This window comes from Hornefia butyriciproducens (genome assembly GCF_009695915.1).
Lineage (GTDB): Bacteria > Bacillota > Clostridia > Peptostreptococcales > Anaerovoracaceae > Aminicella > Aminicella butyriciproducens.
Genome location: NZ_VUMZ01000001.1, coordinates 88,170 through 106,073 on the forward strand (window position 1 = coordinate 88,170; position 17,904 = coordinate 106,073).

Below are 17,904 nucleotides of genomic sequence, written 5' to 3' on the forward strand. Positions count from 1 at the left end.
CCTGTCAACGTATACAGCGGCTCAGATAATCGCAGATTTCTTTTTCCGTCATCTCGGGAAAATGCTCCCGAAGCCCCGCCCGGAGAGTTTCAAGATAGGCCTCCGACGGCACATTGTAATTCTCCGTTTCTCCGTTCGTAATCGTAAGCACTTCATATCCGTCCATGATGCCTAGTGACACGACCGTATCATACCATCCCCGGCTGAATTCCGGAGGGCAGCCTCCGTTTTCCTGACAGGCAACATGACTGAACTGTTCCCGGGTAATCAGATAAGCCACGCCCTTCGCCCGGCCGGGCTTCATGATATCCAGAAACGACACGCCTCCGCCGTCCCAGGAGCAGGACGAATTTCTGAAATACATGTCATAGGGTATCTCACAGGCCCGAACTGCGCGCGGAGCCGACTTATCCTCACATGCCTCATGCCGGCTTCCTCCCCCTCTGAATTCTCCGCCGTCGATATAACTGGCGAATCTTTTCTCAAACATATTGCTTCCATAAGACATGTACCATACATAATCGCCGTCGATTCTTCTATTGCTTCCTGTGTTTCCTGTTTCGCTTTTGTTCTTCATCATATGCACCCTCCTGTCTGTTTCCGTAAAGTTTATGCATAAATAATATCATCTTTACTTCTGCAGAACAGCACAACGGGTGCGCCGGTTTCACCCTGTTCAAACTTCCCGCAGGCCTACAGCGCCCAGCTGAGCTGATCAGTCTCCGGCAGATCTCCGAACACTCCGTGCTCCTTCAGCACATCCACAACTGCTCTTGAAATCTTTGCCCTGTTCATGGCCTCTTCAATGGTGTCGAAAGGTTTTTCCTTATAAGCGTCTGCCAGCGATCGGGCAGCTGTCTCACCCACTCCGCTGAAGGCCGCGTAGGGCAGCAGCACCTCGCCGTCCTCCACCCAGAATTTCAGCGCTCTGGATGCGCCCAGACGCGCGTTCCGGAATTTGTAGCCCCGGGCGTACATTTCATAGGCGATCTCCAGCACCAGTTTCTCATCCTTTTCCTTGGCCGATGCGTTATTTCCCATTTTATCAATTTCATCCATCCGGTCCAGCACCGCCTGTTTTCCCCGCAGAATAACATCCGCATTAAAATTTGTGACATCACTGGAAAACACTGTGGCATAGAATTCCGACGGATAATACACCTTATACCACGCCATACGGAAGGACATCATCACATATGCCACCGCATGCGCCCTGGGGAACATGTACTGAATCTTGATACAGGAATCGATGTACCAGTCCGGAACACCGTGCTCCTTCATAACCTTCAGCTGCTCCGGTTTCAGCGGCCGGTTCTTCCGCACGTCCTCCATTATTTTGAACGAGGTTTCGTTCTCGATCCCCTTGAGAATCAGATAGTTCATGATGTCGTCACGTGTCGAGATCACCTCGCGCATGGTGGCCACCCCCTGGCGGATGTAGTCCTGTGCGTTGTTCAGCCAGACATCGGTACCATGGGAAAATCCCGAGATCCGCACAAGATCCGCGAACTTGTCCGGCTTGGCGTCATCCAGCATCTGGCGGACAAAAGACGTCCCGAACTCCGGAATCGCATAACTCCCGTGGGTGAAACGATAGTCCGGATCTTTAATATCAAGCGCCTCTGTGCCGTTGAACAAAGACAGGACCTTCCGGTCCGACAGATCGACACTCAGAGGGTCTACGCCGGTCATGTCCTGAAGCTGACGGATCATAGAAGGGATATTGTGCCCAAGAATATCCAGCTTCAGCAGATTCTGATCGATTTTATGGTAGTCAAAATGAGTCGTCGTGATATCCGATTTCGAGTCATTTGCCGGACGCTGGACCGGGCAGAACTCATAGATTTCCCGGTCGTCCGGCACGATGACGATTCCTCCCGGATGCTGTCCGGTCGTCCGTTTGACACCTTCACATCCGGCGGCGAGGCGATCGATTTCCACCTCAGTGATCTCCCTATTCGTCTCTTCCGCGAATTTGCGGACAAAGCCCTTCGCTGTCTTCTCTGCGATGGTTCCGACGGTTCCGGCCTTGAAAACATTCTTCTCTCCGAAGATTTCTCCGACGTACCGATGCGCTCTGGGCTGATACTCACTTGCAAAATTAAGGTCGATATCCGGTTCCTTGTCTCCCTTGAAGCCCAGGAATGTGGCGAACGGGATGGTGAAGCCGTCTCTGCGCATAACCGTGCCGCACTTCGGACAGTTCTTCTCCGGCATGTCTATTCCGCAGTCGTAGAGATCCATATCTCCCCACTCCAGATGCTTGCATTCCGGACAGATATAATGGGGGTTCAGCGGATTGACCTCCGTAATGCCCGCCATGGTGGCCGCAAGGGAAGAGCCGACCGATCCCCGGGAACCTACCAGATAACCGTCCTCCAGAGATTTTTTCACCAGCATCTGCGCTGACACATACATTACCGCATAACCGTTTTTGATAATCGCATTCAGTTCCGTGTCCAGTCTCTCCTGAATCGGCTCGGGCAGCGGATCCCCATAGATTTCATGGGCGCGGCTCATACACGTGGTCCGAAGCGTTTCCTCCGCCCCTTCGATTTTCGGCGGACACTTTTCCTTCGGCACCGGAAGAATATCGCTGTCGATCATTTCCGCGATACGGTTGCTGTTCTCCACTACAACTTCATACGCCTTCTCCTCGCCGAGATAGGAGAATTCCTCCAGCATCTCCTCCGTCGTCCGCAGATACAGTCCCTCGCCGTTTTCCGCATCCTTGAAGCCTTTACCCTTCATAATGATATTCCTGTAGATCGCCGATTCCGGTTCATCGTAGTGGGCGTCCGTCGTTGCTACCACAGGTTTCCCCAGTTTCTCACCCAGTGCGACAATCCGGCGGTTGATATTTCTCAGATCCTCCCAGTCACTGACCTGCGGATAGCGATCGTCGGAAATCATGAACTTGTCATTAATCAGCGGCTGGATCTCCAGATAATCATAGAAGGACGCAATCTTCTCCAGTTCTGCCTCCGGAAGTCCCTCCCGGACCGCCCGGTAGACCTCTCCCGCTTCACAGGCAGAGCCGAGAATAATTCCCTCTCGATACTTCTGAATCACAGACCTGGGAAGCCTCGGGCGGCGATAGAAATAATTAATATGAGAAGTGGAAACCAGCTTGTACATATTTTTCATTCCCGCCTGCGTCTTCACCAGAAGAATGATATGGCTGGTGCGGACAGGATCCTGTTTGGTTCCTTTGTAGTCGATGTTTCCATCTTCGTCGATACGGTCTCTGTCCTCGAAAACATATCCTTCCATACCGAAGATGACCCGGATCGGATTGCCGTTTTCCGTACAACTGTTCGCCGCTTTAAGCGCATCGGGATATCCCTGCACCACGCCGTGATCAGTGATCGCCACCGCCGGCTGTCCCCAGTCAGCCGCCGTCTTCACCAGTTTATCCACATCATTCAGGCCGTCCATATCGCTCATCTTGGTATGCGCGTGAAGTTCCACCCTCTTCTTTCCCGGGTAATTGTCCTGTCTGCGCGGAGCCTCTCCGATCTCAATCGCCCGGACCATCACGTCCAGACTGTGATCCCACCGGTTCCACTCCGTTTCTCCTGCTGCTGTGATGTACGTTCCCGCCTTCAGTTTATTGCCGATCTCCTCCCATTCGTCGTTTTTTATGAAAAATTTCAGCTTGGCGGAGAATTCTTTGTCTGTGACCAGCAGCATGATCAGCGATTTATCGTTCCGGACCGGTCTTGTATCCACATGAAAAATCGTACCGGCCACTGTCACTCTTCCGGTATCAGCCTGAAGATCTTTCAGGGGCGTCACAGTCCCGCCCAGATTTTTCGTCAGAAGCATGCGGCCTCCCCTGCGCCGATCTGTTTTCTTTTCAAGTGTAAAGGCTCTCGGCGCGGGTGCGGATTTCACTGCCTTCACGGCTTTCTCCGACCTTGCGGCGTGCTCCTTCATTTCTCTCCTGGCGTGCTGTTCCAGAGCTTTCTCCGCCTCGTCGTAACTCTCCTCGTCATTATAGAACAAAACGCGGTACTGCCGATTCATCGCACGGCGCACTTCACCCTCGAGTTCTCTCGCAGCGCAGCTGTTCAGGTGATCCGTCGCAATCCGTCCCAGAGCGCCGATACGTATGCAGTCCTCGTCGATTTCGATGCTGCCCGCCCTCACTGCATTCGTCATCGAGGAATCACACCGCTCGATCAGAATCGGAATCAGGTCCCGAAGCGCGGTCATCCGATCCGTCGCCAGATTTTCCCAGTCATAATCATAATATACGTTCACCGAAAGTGCATCCGGTACCGCCATCGCCAGCAGATCCTTCACCTTTTTCTGTTCCTCTGCGGACATAACAAAATTAAGACCGATTCTAACATTCAATCCATAGTCCTCGCCATGGACGAAAGCATCCTCGATCTCGCACCGGATCTGCTCCCGGTCTGTACCGGAGAACCGCTCCCAGTTGATGCTGTTTTCAAATAAACTGTTCATACCCCTCCGTTTTCCCTGATCACACGGATCAGTTCCTCTGCCAGTTCATTCTCCGCGACTGTGGCGATTACCTTTCCCTTTGCGATAATCAGGCCCTTCCCGTCGCCGCCGCAGCAGCCGAAATCAGCCTCCGCCGCTTCTCCGGGACCGTTCACCGCACAGCCCATGACTGCGACCTTCAGACCGGACGGAAGATCTTCCATTGCTGAAAGCCTGCGGTCAACCTCTTCCGCAAGGCTTTCCAGATCAATCCCGGTACGCCCGCAGGTCGGGCAGGACACCAGGTCATACCGGCTTTTCCGGATGCCCAGAGATTCCAGAAGTTCTCTGGCGAACACAACCTCCTCCACAGGATCTGCGGTCAGTGACACACGAACTGTATCTCCGATTCCCGCCAGAAGCAGACCGCCGATTCCGGCCGCAGATTTGATCTTTCCGCGGCGCACTGTTCCCGCCTCCGTGATTCCGATATGGAAAGGATGCTCCGTCCTCGCAGCGGCAATTCTGTGGGCTTCGTAATTCATCCGGACATCTGAGGCCTTCATGGAAACGACGATATCGTCAAAATCCATATCTTCCAGACGTTTCACGTTCCTCAGAGCGCTTTCTGCAAGCCCCTCTGCCGTCACTCCACCGTTTTTCCTCACAATATCCTTCTCCAGGGAGCCGGAATTTACGCCGACACGGATGGGTATCCCGGCCGATTTCGCCGCCTTCACCACTTTTCTTACTCTGTCGTCGTCTCCGATATTCCCCGGATTAATGCGAATCTTGTCCGCTCCGGCCCGGATTGCCTCGATGGCCAGCCTGTAGTCGAAGTGAATATCCGCAACCAGCGGTTTATCCGTTTTCCGTCGTACTCTCGCAAAAACCTCCGCCGCCTCCCGGTCCGGCACAGCGATGCGTATGATATCACACCCTGCATCCGTCAGGCGGGCCACCTGCTCACAGATTCCCTTTTCATCCCGGGAATCCGCATTCGTCATTGACTGTATTGAAACCGGTGCACCGCCGCCCACTGCGACATCACGCACCATTACCTGCTTACTCATGTCAGAAGCCTCTCAATATCATTCCATGTAACAAAGATCATCAGAAGCAGAAGAAGCGCCATCCCAGCACCGTGAACCGCTGCTTCCTGCCGGTCCGTAATCGCTTTTCCGGTAAAAAGCCGGATAATCACGAACAGGATCCGTCCCCCGTCCAGCGCAGGAAACGGAAGCATATTGAAAATCGCCAGATTCAGACTGATCAGCGCAACCAGATAGAAGAAATTAATCAGACCGGCCTTTTCCGTCTGGTGAACCAGCGAAACCATCCCGACCGGACCGGAAAGATCGTCCGCCTTCACGTGACCGGTCGCCAGCTGTTTCAGTGCGCCGAACAGACTGCGGGTCATCGACCAGGAGCCCGTGATTCCGTTTCTGACGGCGAGTAGCGGACTGTGTGTCACCATCGGCGTAATACCGATCACATACCGGCTGTCCTGCTTCACAGGCGTGACATAGAGCGTTTTCTCAGTTCCGTTCCGCGTCACAGTGATACTGCGCGTATCATCGCTCCCCGACAGTGCCGTGGAAAGATCACTCCACTTCTGAATCTCCCTGCCGTCTACAGAAACGATTCTGTCTCCCCGGGAGAGGCCGGCCTTTGCCGCCGGCATTCCCTTCTGCACCCGGTCGACGGTTGTCGTCGCCGCACCGATGACGCCGAACATTATGGACAGAACCAGAATCGCGATCAGCACATTCATCGCCGAGCCCGCCACGAGCACGGTGATTCTGGCCCATGCGGGTTTGTTGACAAATGCGTCTTCCTCGTCTGATTCCTCATTCTCCCCTTCCATCGCGCAATAGCCGCCGACAGGAAACGCCCGTATGGAATACAGCGTTTCCCGGCCCTGTTTTTTGTACAAAGCAGGCCCCATGCCGAAGGCGAACTCGTTGACGCGGACGCCCACCGCCTTCGCCGCGACAAAATGTCCCAGCTCATGCGGGAATATTAAAAGCACGAATAAAACAATTGCCAGTATAATTGTCAGCATATGCTACTCTCTGTTTCTCTTCTCGTTTCCCCGTCGATTTCCAGAATCTCCTCCAGTTCAGGCTCCTCAACCCGTTCATGCCGATTCAGCATCCGTTCGATACCGTCGGCGATATCGGTGAATCCGATCCTGCGGTCCAGAAACGCCTGAACCAGAACCTCATTGGCGGCGTTCAGCACCACCGGGCAGCTGCCGCCTGCCCGCGCAGCCTGAATCGCCAGATCAAGACAGCGGAACACACGGGGATTCGGCCGCCGGAAGGTCAGCTCTGAAGCCGCTCCAAAGAAGTCCAGAGTTTCTCCTTTTGTTTCCAGACGGTCCGGATATCCCAGCGCCACACTGATGGGGATCTTCATATCCGGAACGCCCATCTGCGCCAGAACAGAACGATCTGCGAATTCCACACCGGAGTGTATAACGCTCTGCGGATGAATCAGCACCTGAATCTTATCGATTCCCACGCCGAAAAGCCACATGGCTTCAATCATTTCCAGGCCTTTGTTCATCATGGTCGCAGAATCGATGGTAATCTTCCGTCCCATGCTCCAGTTCGGATGCTGCAGCGCCATCTCCGGCGTCACATCCGCCAGTTTCTCCGCGGTCCAGTCCCGGAAAGGTCCCCCGGAAGCCGTCAGCAGGATCCTGCGGATCTTCTTGCCCCGGTTTCCCTCGAGGCACTGAAAAATCGCACTGTGCTCGCTGTCCACAGGAAGCATCGCTACGCCGTTTTCCTCCACGGCGTTCATTATGACGGCTCCGCCGGCCACCAGCGTTTCTTTGTTCGCCAGCGCAATGTCATGACCCGCGGCAATGGCTCGATAAGTGGGAACGAGGCCCCGCATCCCCATCAGGGCGTTAAGCAGGATGTCACAGTCCGACACCGCAGCCTCCTCCAGTCCCTCTGCTCCGTAAACAAAGGAAACTCCCGGAAATTCCCAGGCGAGCTCCGCCGCGTCCTCCCGGCGTTCACAGCAGGCAAGCCTCGGTTTATACTGTTCGATCTGCCGGCGGAACAGTTCTGTATTGCGCCCGCAGGTCAGCGCCTCGACCTGAAAGAGTCCGGGGTTATCATCTATCACCGACAGCGCCTGTGTTCCGATGGAACCGGTGCTGCCCAGAATCGTTACCTTTTTCATCGCTCACTCCTGTTTCATCTTATCCCAGCTGAAAATGAACCATTACAATGGCAATATAGTAATACACAAACGGCGCCGTAAAGAAGACGCTGTCAAACCGGTCCATTATGCCGCCATGCCCCGGGATCAGTTTGCCGTAGTCCTTGATCCCCATCTTCCTCTTATATGCAGAAGCTGTCAGATCTCCACACATGGAAACCGGCGAGCCGACAAACCCGATGATCAGGCAATGGATCAGATACTCCGGGCACAGGAAATATCCGAACAATCCGCATACCAGAACGCTTCCGATCACGCCGCCGGCCGCGCCCTCCCAGGTTTTCTTGGGGCTCAGATGCGGCGTCATCTTGTGTTTTCCCAGGAACACCCCGGTGAAATACGCGAAGATATCAGATCCGAAAGCGCAGAGAAGACAGAGCCATACCATAATCTGATAAGGACCGCTCTGATCGATCAGGACAAAATGATAAGAGAAAAATTCGATATAGATAATTCCTATGATTGTTGCCATCGCATCCGTCGGCGTCCTCTTTTCCACATTGAACATATACAGGGAACCTGCCATGATCACTGCAGTCAGCCAACCCATGATCAGCACCGGCTGCCCCGGCCATAGTCCGTTGATCAGATACAGAGCGAACAGCGCGACGCCGGCGATGGGCATGGACGGATGGATGTCCATATTCCGAAATCCGTTGTAAAACTCCCTCACGCCGACAAAACCGATAAAGATGCACAGCGCGGCCAGCCAGTAACTCCCCAGATACACCAGGATCACCAGCGGGACCATACAAAATCCGGATATGATTCTCGTCTTCATATTATTTTCGTCCTCCAAATCTTCTGTCACGGCTCTGGTACCGTTCAATCAGCGTTTCAAACTCCTCCGGCGTGAAATCCGGCCACAGCGTGTCCGTGAAGATGAACTCGCTGTAGGCGCTCTGCCACAAAAGGAAGTTGGACAGCCGCTCCTCTCCGCTGGTGCGGATGATCAGATCCGGATCCGGAACATTTCCGCATTCCTCTCCGGTATACAGACGTCGGCTGATCATTTCCTCTGTAACCTCTCCCTGAAGACGACCTTCCCGAACATCCTGCACGATGCTGTTCACCGCCCTGGTGATCTCATTCCGGCTGCCGTAGTTCAGTGCGATGTTGAACTGCATTCCCGTGTTGTCCTTTGTGGTTTCCAGCGTGTCCTCCAGGCTTTTTTTCGCCGCCGCGGGAATTACGCTGTAATCCCCCAGAGCCCTGACCCTGACGTTTTTTTCGTCCAGTTCCGCAAGATCCAGCCGGACAAACTTCACCAGAAGTCTGAATATCCCCGAAACCTCCTCCTCTGACCGTTTCCAGTTTTCCGTGGAAAAGGCATATACGGTCAGATAGCGGATTCCAAGATCCGAAGCCCGGCGCACGATTTCCTTCATGGCGTTCATGCCGGCATTGTGCCCGCTCAGCCGGCTCACATTGTTTCTTTTCGCCCATCTGCCGTTGCCATCCATGATGACTGCGACGTGGGTCGGCATTCTGTCTAAATCCAGCATTATTCTCCAATATCCGAAAAGCGCCGCCGCGAGGCGGCGCTTCCAACATAAATCAATGTGGCTGCAACCGCAGCCACACCGAACCAGTTTTTGTTACTTAAACCTCGAGGATCTCCCGATCCTTGGCCGTGACCATCTCGTCGATATCGCTGACCGCCTGATCGATCTGTTTCTGAATCGCGTCCAGTTCCTCTTTCAGGTCGTCCTCAGTGATTTCGCCGGCTTTCTGCTGCTTCTTGAGCGCATCATTAGCCTCTCTTCTCAGGTTGCGAATGGCAACCTTGGCATCCTCTCCCATCTTGCGGGTGGTCTTGGTCAGTTCCTTTCTTCTCTCTTCTGTCAGCTGCGGAACCTCCAGGCGGATGTTCTTTCCGTCGTTGTTCGGCGTGATACCGATATTCGCCGCATTAATCGCTCTTTCCACATCACCCAGAGACTTGGGATCGAAGGGGGTGATCATCAGGATCCGCGGTTCGGGAACTGAAATGTTGCTGAGATTTTTCAGCGGTGTCGGTGTTCCGTAATATTCCACCATTACTTTGTCCAGCAGCGCAGGATTGGCTCTGCCCGCCCTTACCGTGTTCAGTTCCTCCTTCAGAACGGACTTGGTTTTCTCAATTCTCTCGCCCATATTCTTCCGTGAATGACTCATTGTCGTACCTCCAACTCTATTTGATCAAAGTGCCTATATTCTCGCCGCATACTGCGCGAACCATACTGTTTTCCTCCGCAAGGCCGAAAACCTGTATCCTCATATTATTTTCCATACAAATCGTAGCCGCCGTCAGATCCATGACCTTCAGTCCCCTGTCGATGACATCCTTCATGGCAAGATCCGTATACTTCACCGCGTCAGGGTTCGTCTTCGGATCATCCGAATACACTGCATCGATGTTCTTCGCCAGAAGAATCATGTCTGCGCCGATGTTCACCGCCCGCAGAGCCGCCGCGGTATCCGTGGAGAAATGAGGTTCTCCGATTCCTCCTCCGAAGATCACGACCTCGCCTCTTCCCAGTTCCTTCAGAGCTCTGCGCCAGATATACGGTTCCGCGATCTTGCGCATCTCGATGGAGGTCTGCACTCTCGCCGGTACATCCTGCGCCAGAAGAGCGTCCTGCAGCGCCAGAGAGTTCATCACCGTCGCCAGCATTCCGATATAGTCAGCTGTTTCCCGGTTCATATCCTTGCTGCTGCGGCCCCGCCAGAAATTTCCTCCGCCGACCACGATTGCAACTTCTACGCCCAGATCGATCAGCTGTTTAATCTCTCGGGCCACCTTGTTGGTCATATCCTCGTTAATGCCGGTCCTCGTCTCTCCGGCCAGCGCCTCTCCACTGATTTTCAGCAGTACCCTCTTGTATTTCGGTTCCATGTGCCCTTCCTCCGGTTCTTTCTGTCACCGGAATTCCGGCGATATGAAAAATGATAGTCGGTAAAGTCATTATATCATATCCAGTACAAAAATTCACAGCTTAACTGCAAAAAGCATCGGAAAGTTGCCAAAAGCTACAGCGCATTCAGATAGGCCACCGCCGCCACACCGGCAACCGATCCGTCGGCGGCCGCAGTCGTCAGCTGACGCAGGCTCTTGGTTCTGCAGTCTCCGGCGGCAAACAGTCCCGCCGTCCTCGTCATGCAGTCCTCACCGGCAACAATATATCCCGCGCGATCAAGCTCTGCCACATTGGAAAATGCCTGATTGTCCGGCTCCTGTCCAATGGCGACAAACACGCCGGCAACTTCCAGAACGCGATCCTCCCCGGTTCTCACATTCTTTACTGTCAGACTTTCCACCGCAAATCCGCCGTTTACGGACACCGGCACGCTCTCCAGAACGAACTCCACATTTTCGTGAGCCGCAAGGCGCTGCACCGTCGCAGCCGCGCCGCGAAAGGAATCCCGACGATGCACCAGGTATACCTTGCCGGCGATGCCGGACAGAATTTCAGCATCATCCAGTGCCGTATTTCCGCCGCCGACTACTGCCACATCTCTACCTCGAAAGAAGTTCCCATCGCAGGTAGCGCAGTAGGAAACGCCCGATCCGGTCAGTTTCGTCTCTCCGTCGATTCCCAGTGTCCGGTTTTTCGCCCCGGTCGCAAGAATCACAGCCGAAGCCTCATATTTCCCCGCACCGGTAGTCACAGAAAAACCCGCTCCTGTCTTTGTAACAGATGTCACCCGCTCGACACGGAACTCCGCTCCCATCGCCGTCATCTGATCATACAGCGATTTTCCGAAGTCTATTCCGCTGATCCTCGGAATCCCGGGATAGTTCTCCACCTCTCCTGCGTTGGTGATCTGACCGCCGTAGCCTTTTCCCTCCAGAACAAGTGCATGCCGTCCGGCTCGCTGCACATAGACGGCCGCCGTCATTCCGGCTGTTCCCGCTCCTATAATAATCACATCGTATTTCATTTGATTTCTCCTTCCTTAAAAGCCCGTATCATTGCGCGGGTGAGGCTGATCCCATCATCTTCCACCGGAATTTCCTCACGTTCAAACCATTCTCCGGTCTCCAGCTCATCATGATCCAGACGTATCTGATCGCTCCCGTCCAGATCGCAGAAATATCCCAGAAGCAGATCGCTGTCAACGCCCCAGGGCTGACTTTTGTAATAGCGTATGTTCCTGACTTTTAGGCCAACCTCTTCCATGACCTCCCGCTGCACGGTCTCCTCCGGAGTTTCTCCGATTTCGTTGAACCCCGCCACGAGAGCGTATCTTTTATAAGCTCTTCCGGCGTACCGGGTCAGCAGCAGACGGTTCCCGTCTTTCACTCCCACGATGACCGCCGGCGCGATTTTAGGATAGATCTCATTTCCGCAGTGAGGACATTTCAGCATCCGCATATCCGGAGAATGCTCCGTCCTTTTTCCGCACCGCCCGCAGTAGCGGTTATCCCTATACCATACATACAGCTGAAAACCCGTAGCGACAGCATAGCAGATATCCTTGTTCTTCTCCTGCCGGAGCTTTCTGACGCTTTCCACAGAATTCCGATACGCCCGGGGCATCTTCTCCAGATACAGGAAATATCCTATTCCGCTGATGTCAAACAGATAGCGGAAATCCTCATCTGCCGCATTCCCCAGATCTCCGCGTGAGGGGAGCCTCAGCTCCCCGTTCCCGCCGCGGAGCACCGCCACACTTTCTCCCTGATAGATCAGAACCTGGTCGTGAGGTCCCGGCAGCCGTCTTCGATATTGATTATGAAACGTCAGGGGCGCAATATCCTGAATCATCGTCCGTCACCCCTGTACCCTTTTCGCATTTCTGAGAAAGGCCACATATCCGCGCAAGGTTTCATATACGTCCGCCTTGCTGGTCGCTTCCCAGGGTGCATGCATATTCAGCACCGCGACGCCGCTGTCTATGACATTCATTCCATACAGAGCCAGAATGTATGCTATAGTTCCTCCGCCGCCCAGATCCACACGGCCGAGCTCCGCCGTCTGGAAGTTCACCTTCTCCCGGAAGAAGATATCTCTCAGATGCGCGATGTATTCAGCATTCGCGTCGTTGGAGCCTGATTTCCCGCGGGCACCGGTAAATTTATTGAACACCATACCGCCGCCCAGATACGCCACGTTCTTCTTATCAAAGCTTGATGCATAGGTCGGATCGAAAGCACTGCTGACATCGGAGGAAAGCATGGTGCTGGCTGCCAGGCATCTCTTCAGCGTCAGTTCATTATAGCCGCCCATGAGTTCCAGCAGTTCCGCCACAGTGTTCTCAAAGAACTTCGACTGCATGCCGGTGGCGCCGACACTGCCGATTTCTTCTTTGTCCACGAGGATGCAGCAGGCCGTACGCGTCACCTCCGGGACCCGCAGCATAGCCTGATAAGAGGTATATGCGCAGACACGATCGTCCTGTCCGTAAGAGAGAATCATGCTTCGATCCAGACCGGCTTCCCGCGCCTTTCCGGCCGGAACAACCTCCAGCTCCGCAGAGACAAAATCCTCCTCATCGATGCGGTACTCATCCTTCAGGATCTTCAGAATCCCCTGCCTGACCGGATCCTTCTTCTCTTTCCTGCTGTCTTTATCGTCCTTTTTTTCCTCCAGCTTCAGCGGGCGATTCCCAACGATGATGTCCAGGGCCTCGCCCTCGATCACCTTCGTCGCCTTTTTTTCCATCTGCTCCTGCGCCAGATGAACCAGCAGATCAGAAACAAAGAACACCGGATCGCTGTCTTTCTCCCCCACCGCAATTTCAACGGTACTGCCGTCCCTGCGGACTACAATTCCGTGAAGTGCCAGCGGAAGCGCCACCCACTGATATTTCTTGATTCCTCCGTAATAATGCGTGTCCAGATACGCGAAGCCGCCGTCCTCGTACAAAGGATTCTGCTTGACGTCCATTCGCGGAGAATCAATATGTGCGCCCAGAATGTTCATTCCCTCTTCAACGGGCTCCTTCCCGATATGAAACATCACCACCGCCTTATTCATATTGACGCGGTAGACTTTGTCCCCTGCCTTCAGCGTTTCGCCGCGGTGGATCAGTTCGTCCATCGGCCGGTAGCCCGCCTCCGCAAGATCCTTCTCAATCTGCCTGACACATTCCCGCTCCGTCTTGCAGCGGCTCAGAAAGTCCATATAACCCTCGCAGAAGCAATCGCACTCTTCAATCTGTGCGTCCGAATACAGTTCCCATGAATTGTCCTTTTGCATTTTCGTCCTCCAGTCTCTCAGTTTACAGTGTTCATGACATCACGGATCGCCTGATCGATGAGTCTTATTTCCTCAACAAACTCCCTCGATGATGTCCGTGTCGCGCCATGTCCCAATATGATCATCTGCTCCAGGCCGTCCGAAGTGACGACCCGCACGTCATTTTCCTTCGCAATCTCATGCGTCACCCTCTCGATGTACATATCCGCGGTTTCCGCTTCCTTTGTATAAATCACGTCGATGTTCCGCACCCGCTCCCGGGAACCGGTTCCTCCCCTGACCCGGTAGGCGTCAAAGACCACGATCACCTGGGCCTGTGTGAAACCCTGATAATTGCAGAGAATCTCGATCAGACGGTCGCGCGATGCGCCGAAATCTGTTTTCGCCAGCTCCGCAAGTTCCGGCCAGGCGTGAATCAGATTGTAGCCGTCTACCAGAACAAACCGTCTCCGGTTTCCGGATGCCTTTACTTTTCTTACCTCTTTCTGCACCGGTTCAAACCCGGTCCGCTCCGGTCTTTTCCGGCGAGTCGCCCCCGGTGCGGTCAGGGGATTCTGTTTCACCGGACCATATGTCCGTTCAAAAATCGCCATCAGTTCCCGGTCGTCGGCCGCCCTCCGGCTGTATTCCCGCGCCATGACTCTCAGCTGCTCCGCCGCTGTACCCTGCGCATCCTGTCCTGCCGCTTTCTGTGCCAGAACAGGCGGAAGGTGCATATGCGCCGGTGCGTCCCTCCAGCTTACGATTTCACTGCCTCCATGGAAGCAGAACACGGAATCCGCCGTATTTTCCACATCCCGCTCCGGACAGTACCCCGCGGCTTCGATGATCTCTTTTTCATTATGACAGCGTTCGTACCCGGACAAAATACAGTTCAGCCGTCCTCTGCCTCCGGTGTAGTTCTGAAGTTCTCGGGAATATTCACTCATTTCAGAGACGGGTACCTTCCCCCGGAGCACCGTCATTTCCCCGGCGCGCTCCGGCTCCTGAAAACTTCCATGCATCCTCTTCACATCCGCCATGGCTCTCCCTGTATTTTCCGCGGGGACCTCCAGCCTGTACTCAAACCAGGGTTCCAGCAGACAGCAGTCCGCCTGCATCAGTCCCTGACGTACCGCCCGGTATGTGGCCTCCCGAAAATCTCCGCCCTCGGTGTGCTTCTGGTGACTTTTCCCCGCCGCAAGGGTAATCTTCAGATCCGTCACCGGTGCGCCGATCAGAACCCCGCGATGCTGCCGTTCCCGCAGATGAGTCAGAATCAGCCGCTGCCAGTTCCGATCCAGCTCATCCTCCGGACAGTCCGTGAGGAACGTCATGCCGCTCCCCCGCTCTCCGGGCTCCAGCAGCAGATGAACTTCCGCGTAGTGGTGCAGAGGTTCAAAATGTCCGACTCCCTCCACCGTCTCCGCCTCCGGCATCATGGTTTCTTTATAGACAATTTTTCCGGAGTCGAACTCCACGCGATAGCCGAACCGCTCCTCTGCAAGATGCGTCAGAACCTCCAGTTGCACCTGTCCCATCATCCGTATCGCAACCGCTCCCGCAGCCTCGTCCCAGCTGACGTCCAGCTTCGGATCCTCCTCCGCAAGCTGCCGGAAATCCTGCAGTCCGCGGTGCGCATCAACGCCGTCCGGAAACCTCACATGACAGGACAGAAACGGTTCCAGAATTTCCTCTCCGGCGTCCTCCTCCGCCCCCAGACCCATGCCCGCTTTCGTCAGGGTCAGACCGGTCAGTCCACAGATCATACCTGCCTCTGCCTGCTCCACCGTCCTGTATTTCATACCGGAATAGAGACGGATCTGATGGACTTTTCCGCCGTCCACCGTGTCCCTGACCGCCAGCCGACCGCCTGTGATCCGCACAAAGGTAATCCGCTCTCCGTTTTCATCTCTGGCAACCTTGAAGACCCTGGCGCCGAATTTTTCTCCCGCAGAGCGCGCCGGGGCGAATCTGACCAACCCGTCCAGCAGCGCATCGATCCCCTCACATTTCAGGGCAGAACCGAAATAGCAGGGATAAATCTCCCTTCTGGAAACAGCCGACGCAATTGCTTCATCCGACAGCGTCCCCTCTGTGAGCATCGCCTCGGTCAGCGCTTCGCTGTTCAGCGTCAGCGCATCCTCCAGCGCCTCCCGGCTCTGCATCCGGAAGTCCACGCAGCCGACGCCCAGCCGGGTCCGCAGTTCCCCGAGGATCTCCTCCTTCCGGTATATCGCAAGATCCATTTTGTTTACAAAGATAAATACCGGGATCCTGTATCTCCGCAGCAGTTTCCACAGCGTCTCGGTGTGCGGCTGCACTCCCTCATTGGCGCTTATCACCAGAATCCCGCAGTCCACCGCAGACAGAGCCCGCTCCGTTTCCGCCGCGAAATCCACATGACCCGGCGTATCCAGCAGTGTGATGTCCGTCCCGTTCCGGGAAAGCCGCGCCTGCTTGGAAAAAATCGTAATCCCTCTGCTTCGCTCCAGCGGTTCACTGTCCAGAAAGGAATCTCCGTGATCCACTCTTCCCGGCTTCCGGAGTTCCCCCGCCTTGTAAAGAAGCGCCTCCGACAGGGTAGTCTTACCGGCGTCCACATGGGCCAGCAGTCCCGCGCATATCCGTTTCACCGGCTCCGCATTCTTCGGTTCGTCCACAGAAACCACCCCCTAGATTATGGTTCCGCCGCCGACAACCACGTCGCCGTCATAGAGCACCACCGCCTGTCCGGGGGTAATCGCCCGCTGCGGCTCGTCAAACATGAGATGAACCCGGTCCTTCCCCACAGGCGTCACGACTGCCGGCTGTTCCTTCTGATTATATCGGATCCGCGCTTTTACATGAAGCTCCGCCGGCGGCTCTTCGTATGCGATCCAGTTGAAGTCCTCTGCCTCCAGTTCCCGCCGGAACAGGTCTTCATTTTTTCCGAGAACCACTTTGTTTTCCCTCACGTTCTTCTCCAGCACATACATCGGCGCCGGCAACGCCAGCCCAAGCCCCTTTCTCTGGCCGATGGTATAACTGATGATTCCTTTGTGGCTGCCCAGAACATTCCCCTGCACGTCCACAAAATCTCCGGGAGGATATTCCTTTCCCGTAAAGCGCCGGATCGCCGCGCTGTAGTCGCCGTCCGGAACAAAACATATATCCTGACTGTCATGCTTCTTCGCATTGATAAAGCCCTGCCTCTCCGCGATTTCGCGGGTCTGCGTCTTATGAAGCCCGCCCAGGGGAAACTGCGTATGAGCCAGCTGATCCTGCGTCATGGTGTACAAGACATAGCTCTGATCCTTGCTTTCATCAACAGCCTTTTTCAGTATCCAGCGAGTTCCCCGTCGCTCAATCTGTGCGTAATGCCCCGTCACGATCACGTCACAGTCCAGGAGTTTCGCCCGCTCATACAGACGGTCGAATTTCAGGAATCGGTTGCAGTCGATGCACGGATTGGGCGTTCCTCCCTCTTCATAACAGTGAATGAACCGGTCGATGACCTGCTTTCGGAAATCCGCGCGGAAGTTAAACACATAATGACGAATTCCTACATTATTACAGACATAACGGGCGTCCTCGGCGTCGTCCAGAGAACAGCAGGTCCGATCACAGGAAATCCCCGCCTCTTCATTATCAAAAAGGCGCATCGTAGCGCCAATGCATTCATATCCTTTGTTCTTCATCAGCCAGGCGGCTACACTGGAATCCACTCCGCCGCTCATCGCGATCAATGCTTTCATACCATACTCCTGCTCTTAATATTCCGGTCCGGAAGACGCTCCGCGGAACATGCGGCCGTCTCTGTCGAACATGCCATAAATTATACCCTTGCCTGCGCCGGGCTGTCAACCTCGGCGGGAAATTGACGGAGCCGGTTTTATCCCGAAACCGCGGTCTTTATCCGACCTGCAGAGACCTCAAAAAATATCTGTGGTTTTTTCATTTTCCTGTTGACAAAGCAATATACGCAGAGTATAATCACATTAACATATCGGAAAGGTGGGTAATAAAAAATGAATCGAATGCCGTTCCGCAACATGGAAGCGTATTT

The 17,904-nt window shown here is 54.6% G+C and carries 14 protein-coding genes; all 14 read right to left on the reverse strand.

The annotated features are described in order from the left end of the window. Window positions 1-4 precede the first annotated feature (4 nt). The gene (locus tag FYJ64_RS00405; protein WP_154573277.1) at window positions 5-580 is read right to left on the reverse strand and encodes a histone deacetylase; all 576 of its coding nucleotides are present in this window, start codon (window positions 578-580) and stop codon (window positions 5-7) included. A gap of 113 nt (window positions 581-693) precedes the next feature. Next, a complete protein-coding gene (locus tag FYJ64_RS00410) occupies window positions 694-4,473 on the reverse strand; it encodes a PolC-type DNA polymerase III (RefSeq protein ID WP_154573278.1) in 3,780 nt (1,259 codons plus the stop codon). Continuing rightward, a complete protein-coding gene (ispG, locus tag FYJ64_RS00415; protein ID WP_154573279.1) occupies window positions 4,470-5,525 on the reverse strand; it encodes a flavodoxin-dependent (E)-4-hydroxy-3-methylbut-2-enyl-diphosphate synthase in 1,056 nt (351 codons plus the stop codon). The genes FYJ64_RS00410 and ispG overlap by 4 nt, the downstream gene beginning before the upstream one ends. Continuing rightward, window positions 5,522-6,517, reverse strand: a complete 996-nt coding sequence (rseP, locus tag FYJ64_RS00420) for an RIP metalloprotease RseP (RefSeq protein WP_154573280.1) — start codon at window positions 6,515-6,517, stop codon at window positions 5,522-5,524. The genes ispG and rseP overlap by 4 nt, the downstream gene beginning before the upstream one ends. Then, complete coding sequence (locus FYJ64_RS00425; protein WP_154573281.1) at window positions 6,511-7,653, reverse strand: 1-deoxy-D-xylulose-5-phosphate reductoisomerase; 1,143 nt, start codon at window positions 7,651-7,653, stop codon at window positions 6,511-6,513. Before FYJ64_RS00425 ends, rseP begins: the two co-directional genes overlap by 7 nt. A 19-nt stretch (window positions 7,654-7,672) precedes the next feature. After that, window positions 7,673-8,473 (reverse strand): phosphatidate cytidylyltransferase, encoded by an 801-nt coding sequence (locus tag FYJ64_RS00430; protein ID WP_154573282.1) that lies wholly within the window; start codon window positions 8,471-8,473, stop codon window positions 7,673-7,675. Between the two features lies 1 nt (window position 8,474). After that, on the reverse strand, window positions 8,475-9,197 hold the full coding sequence (locus FYJ64_RS00435) for an isoprenyl transferase (protein ID WP_154573283.1): 723 nt from the start codon (window positions 9,195-9,197) through the stop codon (window positions 8,475-8,477). 97 nt (window positions 9,198-9,294) lie between these two features. Beyond that, window positions 9,295-9,849: a ribosome recycling factor gene (gene frr, locus FYJ64_RS00440; protein WP_154573284.1), complete on the reverse strand. Its 555-nt coding sequence runs from the start codon at window positions 9,847-9,849 to the stop codon at window positions 9,295-9,297. A 16-nt stretch (window positions 9,850-9,865) separates the two neighbouring features. Next, window positions 9,866-10,570: a UMP kinase gene (pyrH, locus tag FYJ64_RS00445; protein ID WP_154573285.1), complete on the reverse strand. Its 705-nt coding sequence runs from the start codon at window positions 10,568-10,570 to the stop codon at window positions 9,866-9,868. Window positions 10,571-10,704: 134 nt separating this feature from the next. Further along, a complete protein-coding gene (locus FYJ64_RS00450; RefSeq protein WP_154573286.1) occupies window positions 10,705-11,616 on the reverse strand; it encodes an NAD(P)/FAD-dependent oxidoreductase in 912 nt (303 codons plus the stop codon). Further along, window positions 11,613-12,443, reverse strand: a complete 831-nt coding sequence (gene nudC / locus FYJ64_RS00455) for an NAD(+) diphosphatase (RefSeq protein WP_154573287.1) — start codon at window positions 12,441-12,443, stop codon at window positions 11,613-11,615. Before nudC ends, FYJ64_RS00450 begins: the two co-directional genes overlap by 4 nt. A gap of 6 nt (window positions 12,444-12,449) precedes the next feature. Further along, entirely contained in the window at window positions 12,450-13,877 is a 1,428-nt protein-coding gene (locus FYJ64_RS00460) for an aminopeptidase (protein WP_154573288.1), read from the reverse strand. Window positions 13,878-13,894: 17 nt separating this feature from the next. Further along, on the reverse strand, window positions 13,895-16,519 hold the full coding sequence (locus FYJ64_RS00465; RefSeq protein ID WP_328596970.1) for a translation factor GTPase family protein: 2,625 nt from the start codon (window positions 16,517-16,519) through the stop codon (window positions 13,895-13,897). Between the two features lie 12 nt (window positions 16,520-16,531). Next, window positions 16,532-17,593 (reverse strand): tRNA 2-thiouridine(34) synthase MnmA, encoded by a 1,062-nt coding sequence (gene mnmA / locus FYJ64_RS00470; protein WP_154573289.1) that lies wholly within the window; start codon window positions 17,591-17,593, stop codon window positions 16,532-16,534. Window positions 17,594-17,904: the final 311 nt, after the last annotated feature.

Bases quoted from the DNA above. Each gene is read 5' to 3' on its own strand.
- FYJ64_RS00435 (WP_154573283.1), bottom strand. From the start codon at position 9,197: ATGCTGGATTTAGACAGAATGCCGACCCACGTCGCAGTCATCATGGAT.
- FYJ64_RS00450 (WP_154573286.1), bottom strand. From the start codon at position 11,616: ATGAAATACGATGTGATTATTATAGGAGCGGGAACAGCCGGAATGACG.
- FYJ64_RS00460 (WP_154573288.1), bottom strand. From the start codon at position 13,877: ATGCAAAAGGACAATTCATGGGAACTGTATTCGGACGCACAGATTGAA.
- mnmA (WP_154573289.1), bottom strand. From the start codon at position 17,593: ATGAAAGCATTGATCGCGATGAGCGGCGGAGTGGATTCCAGTGTAGCC.
- frr (WP_154573284.1), bottom strand. From the start codon at position 9,849: ATGAGTCATTCACGGAAGAATATGGGCGAGAGAATTGAGAAAACCAAG.
- pyrH (WP_154573285.1), bottom strand. From the start codon at position 10,570: ATGGAACCGAAATACAAGAGGGTACTGCTGAAAATCAGTGGAGAGGCG.
- FYJ64_RS00410 (WP_154573278.1), bottom strand. From the start codon at position 4,473: ATGAACAGTTTATTTGAAAACAGCATCAACTGGGAGCGGTTCTCCGGT.
- rseP (WP_154573280.1), bottom strand. From the start codon at position 6,517: ATGCTGACAATTATACTGGCAATTGTTTTATTCGTGCTTTTAATATTC.
- FYJ64_RS00425 (WP_154573281.1), bottom strand. From the start codon at position 7,653: ATGAAAAAGGTAACGATTCTGGGCAGCACCGGTTCCATCGGAACACAG.
- ispG (WP_154573279.1), bottom strand. From the start codon at position 5,525: ATGAGTAAGCAGGTAATGGTGCGTGATGTCGCAGTGGGCGGCGGTGCA.
- nudC (WP_154573287.1), bottom strand. From the start codon at position 12,443: ATGATTCAGGATATTGCGCCCCTGACGTTTCATAATCAATATCGAAGA.
- FYJ64_RS00405 (WP_154573277.1), bottom strand. From the start codon at position 580: ATGATGAAGAACAAAAGCGAAACAGGAAACACAGGAAGCAATAGAAGA.
- FYJ64_RS00430 (WP_154573282.1), bottom strand. From the start codon at position 8,473: ATGAAGACGAGAATCATATCCGGATTTTGTATGGTCCCGCTGGTGATC.